A 16,277-nucleotide genomic window follows, 5' to 3' on the forward strand; every position below is an offset into this window, starting at 1 on the left:
GCGAGAATCCGCTGCGCCCAGGCGAGTTCCGCCGCCGACGGGCGGAAGCCCTGCCGGGCCGGCGCGATCTGGCGCGGGTGGATGCAGAGCTTGCCGCCGAAGCCGAGGCTGGCGGCGTGGCGGGCGTCGTCCTCGATCGCGGCTTCATCGTCGATCGCGGTGGTGACGCCGTCGATCGGCGGCGGCAGGGCGGCGAGGCGGGCGGCGAGCACGAGTTCCGCGCGGGCGTGGAGCAGGGCCTCGCGCGTGTGCGCGGCGCCGAGATCGGCGCAGAAATCGATCGAGCCGAACGCAAGCCGCGCAACCCCGGCGGCGGCGAGGCGGCGCGCCTCGGCGAGGCCGCGCGCGGTCTCGATCAGGGCGATGACCGGAGGGCCGCCGGCGGCTTGCGAAACCGCGGCGATCCGCTCCGGCGCTTCCGCCTTGGGCAGCACGATCCCGGCAAGGGGCAGGCGCGCGGCGCAGGCGAGATCCTCCGCGTGCCAGGGCGTGCCGGCGGCGTTCACCCGCAAGGAAAATCTCGATCCCGCCGGGCAGCGCGCCCGGGGCGGCGAGGGCGGCGCGGGCGGCGGACTTCGCCGCGGGGGCGACCGCGTCCTCGAGGTCGATGATGATCGAATCGGCGCCGGAGGCGGCGGCCCTGGCGAAGCGTTCCGGCCGGTCCGCCGGGACGAAGAGCAGGGCGAGACCGCCGGCGCTCATGCGGGCGATCCGGCGCGCGGGGCGGGTGGGGTGCAGGGGCGGAAGGCGGGCAAGCGGCGTCTCCGGTTCGGCTGGATGCCGCAGGTTAGAGAGCCGGCGCGCGGGGTCAATGCGTCGCGCCGGGGAATGCGCGGGAGCGGCGTCAGATGGCCATCGCCGTCTGGTCCGGCCGCGCCGGCACCGAGAGATCGAGTTCGGCATCGGTCATGTTGGTGAAGTAGTGGTCGGGGTAGATGGTGTTGAGCCGGCGCAGGCCGAGGCGGGCGATTTCGGCCAGCGAGACGTCGTTCTGGGCCTCGTAGATCTCGACCTGCATGATGACCCTGTTGTTGCGCAACGTCCGCTCCATGCCTTTGAGGACGCGCGCCTCGTGGCCTTCGACATCGATCTTCATCACGATGACCGCGCCGGTTGCCTGGAGCGCGGCATCGATGGTGGTCGCGGGCACCGGGTAGGAGTCGGCGCCGTCATCGAGGATGCCGACGCCGGCGCGGTTGCCGTCCGGATGCGTCCGGCTGTCGCGGAAGCGGATGGTGCCGGTTGTATCGGTCACGGCCATGTTGGCGGCGGTGATCGCGTGCGTTGCGTCGTTCAGCAGCAGGTTGGCCTGCAGCTGGGCGAAGTTGTCGCGGTCGGCCTCGAAGGCGTGGATCCGGTCGAACAGGCCGGTGCGCAGGGCGAGGAGCGAATAGAGGCCGAAATAGGCACCCACATCGACGAATGTCATGGAACCGATGCGGCCGGCGCGGCGGGCGAGGTGGAAGAGATAGTCGAGCTGCTCGCGCTCCCATGCATCGCTGTCGATCAGGGCGCGGTCGACGATCGAGCCGCGGTCGAGCAGGAGCGTGAGGCCCTGGCGGTCGTGGATATCGAATTTCGACCGGGGCCGGGGGGCCGCTTTGGGCACGCCCATCGCGGCCTCGATGGATGAAATCTTGTCGCTGATGTTCAGCAGCGCCGAATAGGCGCGGATCGTCTGACGCAGGGGGGTGAAGGTCCTGATCGACATCGCGAGGGTCCCGGATGGTGTCGCGGGACGATCCCATCCGCCTGCGGCGTCAGCAAGACGGGCTTAAGTATCCCGATCTCGCTCATTGGTGGTAGGGCCACCGGGACCGCACGGCATTTTGACCGGATGGTCGGAGTGAGAGGATTCGAACCTCCGGCCCCTGCGTCCCGAACACAGTGCTCTACCAGGCTGAGCTACACTCCGATGACGCGGCCTATAGCCAAGGGAGGCGGGATAGGCAAGGCTCCGGCGGCGCGTTTCTGCCGTGCGCGGCGACGGAAAGTGACGCAGGGCCACCATTGCGTTGACGAGATTTAACCACAGCATCCCGCCCCGATTATTCGCGATCTTGCAGATTGGGTGCTATGGAGCCGCCATGTCTCGACCTCTGAAAGCCGGCGAGCGGCTGGCCAAATCCGATTCGCGGCGCCGTGCCGGCCCCACTCCTCCCAAGCGTGGCGGCAAGCCTGCCCCCAGGAAGCGCCCCGGCCTTGCCGGCGTTGCGGGCGGGATGTTCGTGCGTGGCCTCTATCGCCTGGCGCTGGTCGGGATGGTGGGCGGCGTTCTCGTGGGCGGCGGGCTGTTCTTCTATTTCAGCAGCGGCCTGCCCGGCGTGGACCGGCTGCGCCATTACGAGCCGCCGCTCGAAACCCGGATCTACGCCGAGAATTTCCGCCTGATCGGCGCGCTGGGCACGCAGCACCGGATCTATGTGCCCTACGACCGGATTCCGCCGCTGGTCGCCGATGCGTTCATCGCGGCCGAGGACAAGAATTTCTGGACCGAGCCGGGAATCGACCCGCTGGCCATCGTCCGCGCCGGCGTGGTCGACCTGACCCGGATCGGCAGCCATGAGCGCCCGCTCGGCGCCTCGACCATCACGATGCAGGTGGTCAAGAACATGCTGCTCGACAACCGGATCGACTTCACCCGCAAGATCAAGGAGGCGATCCTCGCCGTCCGGGTCAACCGGGCGATGTCGAAGAAGCAGATCCTGACCCTGTATCTGAACGAGATCTTCCTCGGCCAGGACAGCTGGGGCGTGGCCGCGGCGGCGCAGGCCTATTTCGACAAGCCGCTGTCGCAGCTGACCGTTGCCGAGGCGGCGATGCTCGGCGGCCTGCCGAAGGCGCCGACCAATTACAACCCCTTCCTTCACCCCAAGCGCGCCCGCGACCGGCGGGACTGGGTGATCGGGCAGATGCAGGCGGACGGGTTCATCACCGCGGCGCAGGCGCGCGAGGCACTCGCCGCGCCGCTGGTGCCAAAGGCGGCTGCCGGGCCGGCGTCGATTCCCGGCGCGGGCTATTTCGTCGGCGCGGTGGAGACGCAGCTGGTCCGCATGTTCGGCCGCAAGACGGCGATGGAGGGCGGGCTCATCGTCCGCACCAGCCTCGATCCGAAGCTGCAGGCGGCGGCGACGCGGGCGATGCGCGACCGGCTCGTGTCGTACGACCACGAATTCGGCGTCTATCACGGCCCGGTCGGGCATATCGGCGCCGGGGAACTGGCCGCCGGCTGGGCGCGGGCGCTGGCGCGGCAGGACACGCCGAAGGGGCTCATCGCCTCCTGGCGTCTCGGCGTGGTGATCAGCGAGACCGCGCAGCGCGCGCGAATCGGCTGGCTCGACGGCGACTCGCCGTCGGAGGCGCATACCGGCACGCTCACCCTGGCGGCGATCCAGTGGGGGCGGCCGATGATCCACGGCCGTCCCGGGCCGCTGCTGCGCAACATGGCGCAGATGCTCAAGCCGGGCGATGTGATCATGATCGAGCCCAAGCCGGACAAGGGCGGGACGGTCTCGCTCGAGCAGGTGCCGAAGGTCGAGGGGGCGATGCTCAGCCTCGACCCGCAGACCGGGCGGGTGCTTGCCATGGTCGGCGGCTGGAGCAACCGGCTCAGCCCCTATAACCGCGCGATCCAGGCGCATCGGCAGCCCGGCTCCAGCGTCAAGCCGTTCGACTATCTGACCGCGATGCAGGCGGGCGTTCAGCCGGATGCGACGATTCTCGACGCGCCGTTCATCCAGCGCCTGTCGGACGGGCAGATCTACCGGCCGGGCAATTACGAGAATTCCTTCCAGGGCCCGGTGCCGGTGTTCTACGCGATCCAGGAGTCGCTCAACCTGGCCACGCTGCATCTGGTGCGGCGGGTCGGGCTGCCCAACGTGATCGCCAATTTCAAGAAATTCGGCGTGGTGAAGCACGCGCCGCTGATCTATCCGGCGGCGATCGGCGCGCTCGACACCACGCTGTGGCGCATGGTCCGCGGCTATGCCGCGCTCGACGAATACGGGCGCAAGGTGCAGCCCTCGCTCATCGACAGCGTGACCGCGCCGGACGGGCACATCCTGTACCAGGCGCCGGACCAGTCCTGCGCCAACTGCATGGACGGTTCGGCGCAGCAACCGCCGATCCTGAACCGGCCGGGCGCGCGGCTCGCCAATCCGGACAGCGTCTATCAGGTCATCATGATGATGCGGAACGTGGCCGAATACGGCACCGGCGTGCCGGCGGTGAAGGGGCTGAAGCGGCCGATCGCCGGCAAGACCGGCACGACCAACAATTTCAACGACGCCTGGTTCATCGGCTTCGTGCCACAGATGGTGACGGGATGCTGGATCGGCTTCGACAAGCCGAGGGATCTCGGCGTCAACCAGACTGGCGGCAATGTCTGCGGCCCGGCCTGGAACCAGTACATGAAGGTCGCGCTCAAGAACCAGCCGGTGATTCCGTTCAAGCCGCCGCCGGGCATCACGCTGCACAAGGTGACGTTCCGCGACGAGACGGTGGAAGAGGCATTCAAGCCGGGCCAGACGCCGGGCGCGCAGTCCAACCCCGGGCTCGTCGCCGACGATCCGCTGAATCTCGGCGGCGCCTTCGCGAACACGACGCCGTCGACCGGGTCGCACGATTTCAGCCCGGCGCCGGATGGCCAGACCCCTTCGGGCGGGGCGCCGGCGCCGTCCGGCAATGTCGACAAATCGCTGGGCGGGCTGTATTGACCGGGTTTGGAAATCATCCCGACAGAATCTGAAGAGAAGAGAGAATGTCTGCCGAAACCCAATCGCTCGCCGAGCAGATCACGCAAAGCGTGGCCCTGCTGAGGAGGCATCTTTGACTGGGATGCCGCCCTTCGCAAACTCGAGGAACTGAACGCCCGCGCCGAGGACCCGGCGCTGTGGGACAATGCCGACGCCGCCCAGGCGATGCTGCGCGAGCGCAACCGCCTCGCGACCCAGACCGAGGCGGTGCACACGATCGAGCGCGAGACCGAGGATGCGCTCACCCTCGCCGAACTCGCCGAGGCGGAGGGCGACCAGTCGGTGCTCGCCGAGGCCGAGGCGGCGCTGCGCCGCATCTCCGAGGAGGCCAAGCGCCGCGAGATCGAGAGCCTGCTCGCCGGCGAGGCCGACGGCAATGACTGCTATCTCGAGGTGAATGCCGGCGCCGGCGGCACCGAGGCGCAGGACTGGGCCGAGATGCTGCTGCGCATGTACACCCGCTGGGCCGAGCAGCACGGCTACAAGGTGACGATGCTCGAGGAATCCGAGGGCGAGCAGGCGGGCATCAAGTCCGCCACCATCCAGGTCTCCGGCATGAACGCCTATGGCTGGCTGAAGACCGAGGCCGGGGTGCATCGGCTGGTGCGGATCTCACCCTTCGACGCCAATGCGCGGCGGCAGACCAGTTTCGCCAGCGTCTGGGTCTATCCGGTGGTCGACGATTCGATCGAGGTCGAGATCAACCCGGCCGACCTGAAGGTTGACACGTTCCGCGCCTCCGGCGCCGGCGGCCAGCACGTCAACAAGACCGAGAGCGCGATCCGCATCACCCACGTCCCCTCCGGCATCATCGTCGCCTGCCAGAACGACCGCAGCCAGCACCGCAACCGCGCCACCGCGATGGAGATGCTGAAATCCCGCCTCTACGAGATGGAGCTGCAGAAGCGCGAGGAGGCCGCCGCGGCCTCGGAAAGCGCGAAGCGCGACATCGGCTGGGGGCACCAGATCCGCTCCTACGTGCTCGCACCCTACCAGCTCGTGAAGGATCTGCGGACCAACTTTGAAAGCGGCAATCCGGACGCGGTGCTGAACGGCGATCTCGACGCGTTCATGGCCGCATCGCTCGCCTCCCGCGTGGGGGCGACCCGCAGCGAGGCGTCGGCCCAGGCCGAGTGAACCGGCCCGAAGCGGCGGGCTCTGCCGCCGCTTCGGGAGACGGGCTGAATGCGGATGGCGGGACTTGAACCCGCACGCCCTGACGGGCAACAGATTTTAAGTCTGCTACGTCTACCATTCCGCCACATCCGCGTGGCGAACCGTTCCTGCCACGGCGCGGGCGCGTCGGGCAAGCGCCCGGTGGGCAGGTCAGAATCCGAACTGCACCTGCCGGCTGTTGCCGCGGGCGAGGTTGCGGTAGCGCGCCATCGCCAGCAGCGGGAAGAACCGTGGATAGCCGTGGTAGCGCAGGTAGAACACCCGCGGGAAACCGACCGCGTTATAGGGCTGTTCGGTCCACGAGCCGTCGTCCTCCTGCACCGATTGCAGCCAGGCGATGCCGCGGGCGACGGCCTCGTGCTCGGCCTGGCCGGCGGCCATCAGACCGAGCAGCGCCCAGGCGGTCTGCGAGGGCAGGCTTTCGTGATACTCGCCGGGCTTCGCGTGGGCGTAGGTCTCGCAATCCTCGCCCCAGCCGCCATCCGGCCGCTGGCGGGCGAGCAGCCATTCGACGGCGCGGACCATCATCGGGTCGTCCTGCGCCACGCCGGCGGCGTTCAGCGCGCAGAGCGAAGACCAGGTGCCGTAGATGTAGTTCGTGCCCCAGCGGCCGAACCAGGAGCCGTCCTGTTCCTGCTCGCGGCGCAGATAGGCGACGCCGCGCTCGATCGCCGGGCGATCTTCCGCGTGGCCGAGCTGGGCGAGGAAGGAGATGCAGCGGGCGGTGACGTCCGCCGTCGGCGGGTCGAGCAGGGCGCCGTGATCGGCGAAGGGGATGTGGTTGAGATAGTGGAACTCGTTGTCCGAATCGAAGGCGCCCCAGCCGCCGGAGCGGCTCTGCATGCCGAGGATCCATTGCCGGGCGCGTTCCACCGCCTCGCGATGGGCGGGATCGCCGTTGCGGTCGAGGATCATGCCGACCACGGCGGTATCGTCCACGTCGGGGTAGTGCGCGTTGTTGTACTGGAAGGCCCAGCCGCCGGGCGGGGCGTCGGGCTTGCGATAGGCCCAGTCGCCCTTCACGTCGAGGATCTGGCGGGGGATCAGCCAGTCGCAGGCGGCGGCGAGTTGGGCATCGCCGGGGCTGCCGGCCTCGGCGAGGGCGTGGGCGGCCAGCGAGGTGTCCCAGACCGGGGAGAGGCAGGGCTGCACATAGCTCGCCCCCTCGAAACGGTAGGAGGCATCGGTCACCAGCTTGCGGACCGAGGCCCAGGCCGTCGCGTAATCCGGGTGGTCGGGGCTGTAGCCGAGCGTGTGATACATCATCACCGTGTTGGCCATGGCCGGGTAGATGGCGCCCAGCCCGTCCTCGCCGTTCAGGCGCGGGGTGATGAAGTCGATCGCCGCCTGGATCGCGCGCTTGCGGCTGCGGGCGGGGAAATGCCGCTCGAGCGGGCGCAGCGCCGAATCGATCGCCTTGAACAGGTAGCCCCAGTTCGAGCGGTAGGGGCCGCGGATATAGTCGGTCACCTGATCGGGCGGGGTGACGAACAGCTCGTCGATCCGCACGTTGCGCGGGTTGCGCGCGATGGGGCGCTCGGTCAGCAGCACCAGCAGAGGTGCTATGACGGTGCGCGACCAGTAGCTGATCTTCCAGATGGTGATCGGGAACCAGTCCGGCAGCAGCATGATCTCGACCGGCATGACCGGGCAGGCCCGCCAGGGGACGGCGCCGAACAGCGCGAGCTGGATGCGGGTGAACACATTGGTGCGCGCCGCCCCGCCGCGGGCGAGTATGGCTTCGCGGGCGCGGCGCATGTGCGGGGCGTCCGGGTCGTCGCCGATCGCCTTCAGCGCGAAATAGGCCTTCACGCTGGCCGAAATGTCCATCGCCCCGTCATGGAAGAGCGGCCAGCCGCCGGGATTCTGCGGCGAATTGCCCTGGATGCCGCGCAGGAACACGCCGATGCGCGCTTCAAGCTCGGGGTCGATCCGGTCGAGGAAATGTTCGAGCAGGACGTATTCGGCGGGGATCGTCGCGTCGGCCTCGAGTTCGTAGACGTAATGGCCGTCCGCGCGCTGTTCCGCCGAAAGCCGCGCGTGGGCGCGGCTGATCGCCTGGTCGAGGGCATCGAAATCGAAGGAAATCGTATCGAACATTGCCCCCGTATATGCGATTTTGCTTCGCCGCGCCTAGTATCCTGCGGATAGGGCAGGGCCGGGATGCGGCTTGCGCCGGTCTCCCGCGCCCTGCGGAGCCGTTCAGTCGGGCAGGGTCTGGCCGCGCGTTTCGCGGCCGAAGGGGACGATCAGCAGCCCGATCGCGAAGGCGACGGCGGTGATCGCGACCGGCGTGCCCAGCGTTCCCATGCCCTTCACCGCCCCCGCGAGGATGAAGTTGACCACGGCGCCGGCGAAGCGGCCGATCGAGGTGCAGAAGGCGAAGGCGGTGGCGCGGATTTCGGTCGGATAGAGTTCCGGCAGCCAGAGACTGAACATCGCGAAGTTGCCGCCGCCGAAACCGAGGAAGAACAGGACGGTCAGGAAGGCCGGCAGGGCATGGCCGGCGGGCAGGTAGAACGCCCAGCCGAAGGCGAGGATGATGGTGATGAACATCACCGCGAAATAGATCGAGAGCGTCGGCCGCCGTCCCCAGCGCTCGGCCATGATCGGCAGGGCGATGCAGCCGAGGATGGTGCCGATGGAAAGGATGCCGGTGCCGAAGGAGGCCATGTGGATCGCCGCCTTGATCGGCATGCCGGCGGCCTTCGCGAGGATGATGATCGCGCTCGGTTCATAGACCGCGCCGGCCCAGAGCCCGATGATGGCGACCGTGAGCAGCACCGACATCACGATGGTCTGGCGCCGGTAGGCGGGCGCGAAGATGGCGACGAGGGGATGGGTGTCGCGGCCGGCGTGGTGGCGTTCCCATTTCCCCGTCTCCTTCACGCCGAGCAGGATCAGGATCGAGATGATGACGGGGACCATGCCGCAGAGGAACATCGCCCGCCAGCCAAGGCTTGCGCCCACGGTGAAATTGAGCGCGGCGGCGGCGAAGAAGCCGAAATAATAGCCTGTCTGCAGCAGTCCGGCGCCCATCTTGCGCCGGTCCTCCGGCCACGCCTCGGCGACATAGGTGCCGGCCATCGCCCATTCGCCGCCGATGCCGATGCCGGCGATCAGGCGGAACAGGCCGAGCTCCCAGATGTTTTGCGACAATGCCGCGGCCCCGGTGAAAACCGCGTAGAGCATGATGGTGGCGGCGAGCGCGTTGCGGCGGCCGAACCGGTCGGCGATCGGGCCCCAGAGGAACGAAAAGCCCCAGCCGACCAGAAAGACGGCGAACAGGATGGAGCCGATCTCGCCGATATTCGCCGGGGTGGGCTTGATGCCGGAGTGGGGCAGCAGCTCGGTGAGCGCCGGGGCCAGAACCAGCGCGTAGATCACGCTGTCCATCCCGTCGAGCATCCAACCGAACCAGGCGCCCCAGAACCCGGCGATCTGCTGCCGGTTGAGGCTGGTTCTCGCGCGCGCGCCACCAGGCGCGGCCGTGCCGAAATCGTTCATTCCGTTCCTCCCGCGTGCCGGAATCGGAGATTCCGGCAGAGCTTTCTGTCCAGTTATTTTTTTATGGACGCATGGGAACGATTCGCCAAATCAGCTTTCGGTGGTGATGAGCCCGCGCGTGCGCCGGGCCAGCCAGGACTGGCCCGGCGGCGCCATCAGCTGGTCGACCGCGGCGGCCCGCGCCACCGTTCCGTCGCGCAGATAGGCTTCGTGCCGCGCCTCGATCGCATCGGGATCGTAGAGATAGTTCACCATCACGCCGAACGACTCGGCGATGCCACGCGGACTCGTGTTGCCGAGCCAGTTGATCCGTTCGAGACGCGCGCCATTGCCGAGATGGAAGCGGGCCACCGGGTCGGGCCGGGCGGCGGCCGGAACGCCGTTCGCGCGCCAGGCGCCGGTCAGATAGAGCGCGGCGAGGCGCAGCAGGGGGCCGCGCAACGCCGCGGCGAGCGGCGCTTCGGTCCACCATGGGCGGTCCTCGAGAATCGATTTGAGCAGATTGGCGTCGCCTTCGGCGGAGGTATCGGCCGCCGGGGCAGTGCCGAGCGCACGGCCGATCGCCTCGCGCTCCTCGGCGGCAAGCAGCGGGGCGGAGGGCGAGTCCAGCACCGCGCGGATGGCGCGGCGCAGGCCGGGAACGGGGGACAGGGTCGAGAATTTCCGCAGGTTTGCCAGTTCGGACTGGAGTTCGGCAACGACCTGCTTGATCAGGAAATTGCCGAAGGAGATGCCGCGCAGGCCCTCCTGGCAGTTCGATATCGAATAGAAGATCGCCGTATTTGCCCGTGCTGCGGCATCCTGCTGGGCATGCTCGGCGGCATCATCGTCGGCGGCCGGGGCCAGCAGCGGGCCGATCGCCTCGGCCAGCCCCTTGACCAGCGCGACCTCGACGAAGATCAGCGGCTCGTCCGGCAGGGCGGGATGGAAGAAGGCGAAGCAGCGGCGATCGGGGGCGAGGCGGCGGCGCAGGTCGTCCCAGCCCTGGATTTCGTGCACCGCCTCGTAGGCGATGAGCTTTTCGAGAATGAAGGCCGGGGTGCGCCAGTCGATCCGGCGGAGCTCCAGGAAGCCGCGGTTGAACCAGGATGCGAAGAGGTGCCGAAGGTCGGAATCGAGCGGAGCAAGGCTCGGGCGTTTCGGCAGTTCGGCCAGCACCTCCCGGCGCATGTCGATCAGCGCGCCGGTGCCGCCGGGCGCCATGTTCATCCGGCGCAGGAGTTCCTGGCGGGGCGGCTCGGCGGCTGTGGCGAGGGCGGCGGCGGTGGCCGCGTCGGGCGATCCCAGATAGGCGCGGGCGGCGTCCTGGAGGCGGTCCGCGTCCGGCTCGAAGCCGGTGGCGAGGAATTCGCAGAACGTGATCCGCTCATGCGGCGCGAGGCCGCGCAGCGTGCCGAGCAGGGCAGCAGCGAGGGCCGCGCCGGAGGCTTCGCCACGCCCGCCCAGCAGGGCATCGGCCAGAAGCTCCGCCCGCTCGCGCGAGGGAAGATCGTCATTCGGCAGATTGACGAAGACGCGCCCGTGCTCGGCGATCGACGACCAGAGGCGTTCAAGCCAGGAGCGGTTGGGGCGATCGTGCGAAAGGGGGGACGTGGCGGACATCTCGGAACTCCTGCGGCAATCGACACCGGATGATACCGGATTGCCGCAGGGGTTGGAACCGAGGAGCGGTGCGGACTCAGTTTCCGTGCGTGGCGAGGGCGTCGACCCGCGCCTGCGCGGTGATCAGACGGTCGGACGCATCGCGCCAGGCGATCTCGTCCGCGTCATCGGTTTCGCGCCAGGCCGCTTCGGCGGCGGCGAGTTCGTCGGCCGCCTTGAGCGGATCGATTTCGGCGAGCTTGGTGATCGCATCGGCGAGCACGGTGCAGCGCTCTTCGGTGATCTGGGCGAAGCCGCCGGAGACGAAGAAACGGTCGACCAGCTTCTCGTCCTCGTAAAGGTCGATCAGGCCGCCGCGCAGCGAGGTGATCATCTTCGAATGGCCCGGCAGGACACCGAGGTCGCCCTCGGTGCCGGGGATCACCACCATGCTGACCGGCCGGGCGAGCAGGAGCCGCTCCGGGCTGATGATTTCGAGCGCGACGGTCATGGGATCAGGCCGTCGCGTTCAGGGACTCGGCCTTCTTCACCGCGTCCTCGATGGTGCCGACCATGTAGAAGGCGGCTTCCGGCAGATGGTCGTATTCGCCGGCGCAGATCGCCTTGAAGCTGCGCACCGTGTCTTCCACCGGCACGAAGATGCCCGGCGAGCCGGTGAACACCTCGGCGACGTGGAAGGGCTGCGAGAGGAAGCGCTCGATCTTGCGGGCGCGGGCGACGGTGAGCTTGTCGTCTTCCGACAGCTCGTCCATGCCCAGGATCGCGATGATGTCCTGCAGCGACTTGTAGCTCTGCAGGATGCGCTGCACCTCGCGGGCGACGTTGTAGTGCTCCTCGCCGACGATGCGCGGGTCGAGCGCGCGGGAGGTGCTGTCCAGCGGGTCGACCGCCGGATAGATGCCCTTTTCCGCGATGGCGCGGTTCAGCGTCGTCGTCGCGTCGAGATGCGAGAAGGAGGTGGCCGGCGCCGGGTCGGTCAGGTCGTCGGCCGGGACGTAGATGGCCTGGACCGAGGTGATCGAGCCCTTCTTGGTCGAGGTGATGCGCTCCTGCAGCGCGCCCATGTCGGTCGCGAGCGTCGGCTGGTAGCCCACCGCGGAGGGGATGCGGCCGAGCAGCGCCGAGACCTCGGCGCCCGCCTGGGTGAAGCGGAAGATGTTGTCGACGAAGAACAGCACGTCCTGGCCTTCCTCGTCGCGGAAATATTCCGCCATGGTCAGGCCGGAGAGGCCGACGCGCATGCGCGCACCCGGCGGCTCGTTCATCTGGCCATAGACCAGCGCCACCTTGGAGCCTTCGGTGGTGCCCTCGCCGAGCTTGATGACGCCGGCGTCGATCATCTCGTGGTAGAGGTCGTTGCCCTCGCGGGTGCGCTCGCCGACCCCGGCGAAGACCGAGACGCCGCCGTGGCCCTTGGCGATGTTGTTGATCAGTTCCTGGATGAGCACGGTCTTGCCCACGCCGGCGCCGCCGAACAGGCCGATCTTGCCGCCCTTCAGGTAGGGGGCGAGCAGGTCGACGACCTTGATGCCGGTGACGAGGATCTCGGCCGAGGTGGCCTGCTCGTCGAAGCTCGGCGCCTGGCGGTGGATCGGCGCGGTGCGGGTGGTCGGGATCGGCCCGCGCTCGTCGATCGGCTCGCCGATCACGTTGAGGATGCGGCCAAGGGTCTCCGGGCCGACGGGAACGGCGATCGCCTCGCCGGTGTCGCGCACCTCGTCGCCGCGGGCGAGACCGTCGGTGCTGTCCATCGCGATGCAGCGGACGGTGCGCTCGCCGATTTCCTGCGCGACTTCAAGCACCAGCCGGCGGTCGCCCACCCTGGTTTCCAGCGCGTTGAGGATGTAGGGCAGCTCGCCCTCGAACTGCACGTCGACCACGGGGCCCATGATCTGCGTGATGCGGCCGGTAACGTTCTTTGCCATATGCGTAATTCCCTAAGCCTCAGAGCGCTTCCGCGCCGGAAATGATCTCGATCAGTTCCTTGGTGATGTTCGCCTGACGGGTGCGGTTGTAGTTCAGCGTGAGACGGTTGATCATCTCGCCCGCATTGCGCGTCGCGTTGTCCATCGCGGTCATGCGCGCGCCCTGTTCGCCGGCGGCGGATTCGAGCAGCGCGCTGTAAATCTGCACCGCGAGGTTGCGCGGCAGCAGACGGTCGAGCAGCGTGCCGTCATCCGGCTCGATCTCGTAGTCGCCGGCGGGCTGGTCCGAACCGGCATTGTCGTTCGCGGCCTGGCCGGCGCTCGCCGGGATCAGCGGCGTTTCGCTCGGCACCTGCGACATCACCGAGACGAAGCGGTTGAACATCAGCGTGCAGACGTCGAACTTGCCGTCGTTGAACGCGGCGATGATCTGGTTGGCGATCGCTTCCGCGTCGGCGAACTCGATCGTCTTCTTGCCGACGAAATTCGCCTCGCCGATGATCTTCTCGCGCATGTCGCGGCGGAAGAAGTCGCGCCCCTTGCGGCCGACCGTGAACAGCCGGACCTGCTTGCCCTCGGCCTCCAGCTTGCGCGCCCGCGCCCGGGCGGCGCGGTTGATCGAGGCGTTGAACGGTCCGGCGAGGCCGCGATCGGCGCTCACGACGACGATGAGATGCGTGCGGTCCGCCCCGTTGCCGACGAGCAGCGCCGGCGCGTTCGGGTTTTCCGCAGCCCCCTCGGCGAGGGCGCCCATCATCGCCGCCATCCGCGTGGCGTAGGGGCGCGCCGCCTCGGCCTGCGCCTGGGCGCGGCGCAGCTTGGCGGCGGCGACCATTTTCATCGCCTTGGTGATCTTCTGCGTCGACTTGACGCTGGCGATCCGGTTCCGGAGGGCTTTCAGGCTGGCCATCTGTGCCGACCGCCGCTTACGCGAAGCTGGAGGCGAAGGACTTGACGAAGTCGACGAGCTTCGTCTCGGTCTCCTTCTTGATTTCGCGGTCGTTGCGGATCGAGTCGAGGATTTCCGGCGAACGCGCCTTCATCTCGGAGATCAGCTGGGCCTCGAAATCGCCGATGCGGTTGACCGGCACCTCGTCGAGATAGCCGCGGGTGCCGACGAAGATCGACACCACCTGCTCCTCCACCGGCAGCGGCTTGAACTGCGGCTGCTTGAGCAGCTCGGTCAGGCGCGCGCCGCGGGCGAGCAGCTTCTGGGTCGAGGCATCGAGATCCGAGGCGAACTGCGCGAAGGCCGCCATCTCGCGATACTGCGCGAGGTCGAGCTTGATCTTGCCGGCGACCTGCTTCATCGCCTTGATCTGCGCGGCCGAGCCGACGCGCGAGACCGAGTTGCCGACGTTCACCGCCGGGCGGATGCCCTTGAAGAACAGTTCGGTCTCGAGGAAGATCTGCCCGTCGGTGATCGAGATCACGTTGGTCGGGATATAGGCCGAGATGTCGCCCGCCTGGGTCTCGATGACCGGCAGCGCGGTCAGCGAGCCGGCGCCGAACTCGTCGGACATCTTCGCGGCGCGCTCGAGCAGGCGCGAGTGCAGGTAGAACACGTCGCCCGGATAGGCCTCGCGTCCCGGCGGGCGGCGCAGCAGCAGCGACATCTGGCGATAGGCGACGGCCTGCTTCGAGAGATCGTCATAGACGATCAGCGCGTGCATCCCGTTGTCGCGGAAATACTCGCCCATCGCGCAGCCCGTGTAGGGGGCGAGGAACTGCATCGGCGCCGGCTCGGAGGCGGTGGCGGCGATGACGATGGAGTATTCCATCGCGCCGTTTTCCTCGAGCGTGCGCACGAGCTGGGCGACGGTGGAGCGCTTCTGCCCGACCGCGACGTAGATGCAGTAGAGCTTCTTGCTCTCGTCGTCCTGCGCGTTCAGCGGCTTCTGGTTGATGAAGGTGTCGACGATGATCGCGGTCTTGCCGGTCTGACGGTCGCCGATGACCAGCTCGCGCTGGCCGCGGCCGATCGGGATCAGCGCGTCGATCGACTTCACGCCGGTCTGCATCGGCTCGTGCACCGACTTGCGCGGGATGATGCCGGGCGCCTTGGTCTCGACCAGGCGGCGCTCGGTCGCCTCGATCGGGCCCTTGCCGTCGATCGGGTTGCCGAGCGCGTCGACCACGCGGCCGAGCAGGCCCTTGCCGACCGGCACGTCGACGATGCGGCGGGTGCGGGTGACGGTGTCGCCCTCGCGGATCGCCTTGTCGTCGCCGAAGACGACGACGCCGACATTGTCGTTCTCGAGGTTCAGCGCCATGCCCTGAACGCCGGCATTCGGAAACTCGACCATCTCGCCGGCCATCACGTTTGCGAGGCCGAACACGCGTGCGATGCCGTCACCGACCGACAGGACCTGGCCGGTTTCGGCGACGTCCGTCTCGGTGTCGAAGCTCGCGATCTGCTTCTTCAGAATCTCGGAGATTTCGGCGGGGCGGATCTCCATATCAGGCGGCTCCCTTCATCACATGGCGCAGGCGTTGCAGGCGCGATTTCAAACTGGTGTCGTAAAGCTTCGATCCGATCCGCACGGTCAGCCCGCCGAGCAGCGACGGGTCGACCGTTTCGCGGATGGTGACGCGCCCGTAGCCGGCCTCGGCGAGGCGGGCGGTGAGTTGGGCGCGCTGGGTGTCGGTGAGCGGATGCGCCGAGGCGATGTCGGCCGCGACCACGCCGCGCTTCTCCGCGACATAGACGGCAAATCCCGCGACCAGCGACGGCAGGTCGGCCAGGCGGCGGTTGGCGATGGCGGTGCCGATGAAATTGCGGACGAGATCGGACACGCCCTGGCTGGCGAGCACCTGTTCCATGGCGCGCCCGGCCTCGCGCGCGTCGATCGAGCGGCTGGCGATCAGGCGGCGCAGCGACGGGTCTTCCGCGAACAGCCGGCCCAGTGCCGCCATTTCGGAGACCACTTCATCGAGCTGCTTGCGTTCGTCGGCGAGTTCATAAAGCGCCCGCGCATAGCGGGCCGACAGGCCGGATGTCCGGTCCTGCTGCGGGGAGGCGGCTTGCGGCGATGCGGAAACGGCGGACGACACCAGTATGACCCTGCTTTCGATCTCAGTTCTTGCGTTTCAACCCCGGACCGGCCCGCCGCGCCCTGTCGGCCAGAGTGCGGACATGCCTTCCCGTGCGCTTTTTCAAGCGATGCGCGCCAGTAGCATACGCCCCCCGGCCGCGCAACGCATGCGCTCACAGGAATGAGATCGGATCGATGTCGATATCGATCCGCGCGGCGCGGGGCAGCCCCTCGGCGCGAGCACGGTCGAGCCAGGCGCGCAGCACGGGCTGCACCGC

At 68.3% G+C, this 16,277-nt stretch carries 12 protein-coding genes, 2 tRNA genes and 1 pseudogene; 2 read left to right on the plus strand and 13 right to left on the minus strand.

What is annotated here, in order from left to right:
* The 4 genes and pseudogenes from APM_RS09100 to APM_RS09110 form a co-directional block, all read right to left on the minus strand.
* On the minus strand, positions 1-506 hold a 506-nt coding region (locus APM_RS09100; RefSeq protein ID WP_256379476.1), incomplete at its 3' end, for a CoA ester lyase.
* 106 nt (positions 507-612) lie between these two features.
* Positions 613-903 (minus strand): annotated as a pseudogene (locus tag APM_RS23105) (hypothetical protein); the annotation flags it as partial.
* A complete protein-coding gene (locus APM_RS09105; RefSeq protein WP_007423076.1) occupies positions 845-1,711 on the minus strand; it encodes an FkbM family methyltransferase in 867 nt (288 codons plus the stop codon). The pseudogene APM_RS23105 and the gene APM_RS09105, both read right to left, overlap by 59 nt.
* A gap of 127 nt (positions 1,712-1,838) precedes the next feature.
* A tRNA-Pro gene (locus APM_RS09110) sits at positions 1,839-1,915 on the minus strand.
* A 172-nt stretch (positions 1,916-2,087) separates the two neighbouring features.
* Here APM_RS09110 and APM_RS09115 point away from each other — a divergent pair.
* Together APM_RS09115 and prfB are read left to right on the plus strand one after the other, a co-directional pair.
* A complete protein-coding gene (locus APM_RS09115) occupies positions 2,088-4,715 on the plus strand; it encodes a penicillin-binding protein 1A (RefSeq protein ID WP_011942418.1) in 2,628 nt (875 codons plus the stop codon).
* Positions 4,716-4,759: 44 nt separating this feature from the next.
* Positions 4,760-5,891 (plus strand): peptide chain release factor 2 gene (gene prfB / locus APM_RS09120; RefSeq protein ID WP_138919183.1). Its coding sequence is split into 2 segments (ribosomal slippage): positions 4,760-4,828 and positions 4,830-5,891, totalling 1,131 coding nucleotides; the frame shifts between segments, so codons are not numbered across the junction.
* A gap of 49 nt (positions 5,892-5,940) precedes the next feature.
* Here prfB and APM_RS09125 read toward each other — a convergent pair.
* From APM_RS09125 to APM_RS09165, 9 genes are all read right to left on the minus strand, one after another.
* A tRNA-Leu gene (locus APM_RS09125) sits at positions 5,941-6,023 on the minus strand.
* A 57-nt stretch (positions 6,024-6,080) separates the two neighbouring features.
* The gene (gene shc, locus APM_RS09130) at positions 6,081-8,030 is read right to left on the minus strand and encodes a squalene--hopene cyclase (protein ID WP_007423079.1); all 1,950 of its coding nucleotides are present in this window, start codon (positions 8,028-8,030) and stop codon (positions 6,081-6,083) included.
* 102 nt (positions 8,031-8,132) lie between these two features.
* Complete coding sequence (locus APM_RS09135) at positions 8,133-9,437, minus strand: MFS transporter (RefSeq protein WP_007423080.1); 1,305 nt, start codon at positions 9,435-9,437, stop codon at positions 8,133-8,135.
* A gap of 90 nt (positions 9,438-9,527) precedes the next feature.
* Positions 9,528-11,039: a malonyl-CoA decarboxylase gene (locus APM_RS09140; protein WP_007423081.1), complete on the minus strand. Its 1,512-nt coding sequence runs from the start codon at positions 11,037-11,039 to the stop codon at positions 9,528-9,530.
* 76 nt (positions 11,040-11,115) lie between these two features.
* Positions 11,116-11,529: an ATP synthase F1 subunit epsilon gene (atpC, locus tag APM_RS09145; protein ID WP_007423082.1), complete on the minus strand. Its 414-nt coding sequence runs from the start codon at positions 11,527-11,529 to the stop codon at positions 11,116-11,118.
* Between the two features lie 4 nt (positions 11,530-11,533).
* The gene (gene atpD, locus APM_RS09150) at positions 11,534-12,964 is read right to left on the minus strand and encodes a F0F1 ATP synthase subunit beta (protein ID WP_007423083.1); all 1,431 of its coding nucleotides are present in this window, start codon (positions 12,962-12,964) and stop codon (positions 11,534-11,536) included.
* A 19-nt stretch (positions 12,965-12,983) separates the two neighbouring features.
* Positions 12,984-13,874 (minus strand): F0F1 ATP synthase subunit gamma, encoded by an 891-nt coding sequence (locus APM_RS09155; RefSeq protein ID WP_007423084.1) that lies wholly within the window; start codon positions 13,872-13,874, stop codon positions 12,984-12,986.
* Between the two features lie 16 nt (positions 13,875-13,890).
* Complete coding sequence (gene atpA, locus APM_RS09160) at positions 13,891-15,423, minus strand: F0F1 ATP synthase subunit alpha (protein ID WP_007423085.1); 1,533 nt, start codon at positions 15,421-15,423, stop codon at positions 13,891-13,893.
* Between the two features lies 1 nt (position 15,424).
* Positions 15,425-16,018 carry a F0F1 ATP synthase subunit delta gene (locus APM_RS09165; RefSeq protein WP_007423086.1) on the minus strand — a complete coding sequence of 198 codons (594 nt, stop codon included), beginning with the start codon at positions 16,016-16,018 and terminating at the stop codon, positions 15,425-15,427.
* Between the last annotated feature and the right edge of the window lie 259 nt (positions 16,019-16,277).

The sequence above is a fragment of the Acidiphilium sp. PM genome (genome assembly GCF_000219295.1).
Lineage (GTDB): Bacteria > Pseudomonadota > Alphaproteobacteria > Acetobacterales > Acetobacteraceae > Acidiphilium > Acidiphilium multivorum.

Coding starts and splice junctions, on each gene's coding strand:
- APM_RS09105 (WP_007423076.1), bottom strand. CDS start 1,711: ATGTCGATCAGGACCTTCACCCCCCTGCGTCAGACGATCCGCGCCTAT.
- APM_RS09115 (WP_011942418.1), top strand. CDS start 2,088: ATGTCTCGACCTCTGAAAGCCGGCGAGCGGCTGGCCAAATCCGATTCG.
- shc (WP_007423079.1), bottom strand. CDS start 8,030: ATGTTCGATACGATTTCCTTCGATTTCGATGCCCTCGACCAGGCGATC.
- APM_RS09135 (WP_007423080.1), bottom strand. CDS start 9,437: ATGAACGATTTCGGCACGGCCGCGCCTGGTGGCGCGCGCGCGAGAACC.
- APM_RS09140 (WP_007423081.1), bottom strand. CDS start 11,039: ATGTCCGCCACGTCCCCCCTTTCGCACGATCGCCCCAACCGCTCCTGG.
- atpC (WP_007423082.1), bottom strand. CDS start 11,529: ATGACCGTCGCGCTCGAAATCATCAGCCCGGAGCGGCTCCTGCTCGCC.
- atpD (WP_007423083.1), bottom strand. CDS start 12,964: ATGGCAAAGAACGTTACCGGCCGCATCACGCAGATCATGGGCCCCGTG.
- APM_RS09155 (WP_007423084.1), bottom strand. CDS start 13,874: ATGGCCAGCCTGAAAGCCCTCCGGAACCGGATCGCCAGCGTCAAGTCG.
- atpA (WP_007423085.1), bottom strand. CDS start 15,423: ATGGAGATCCGCCCCGCCGAAATCTCCGAGATTCTGAAGAAGCAGATC.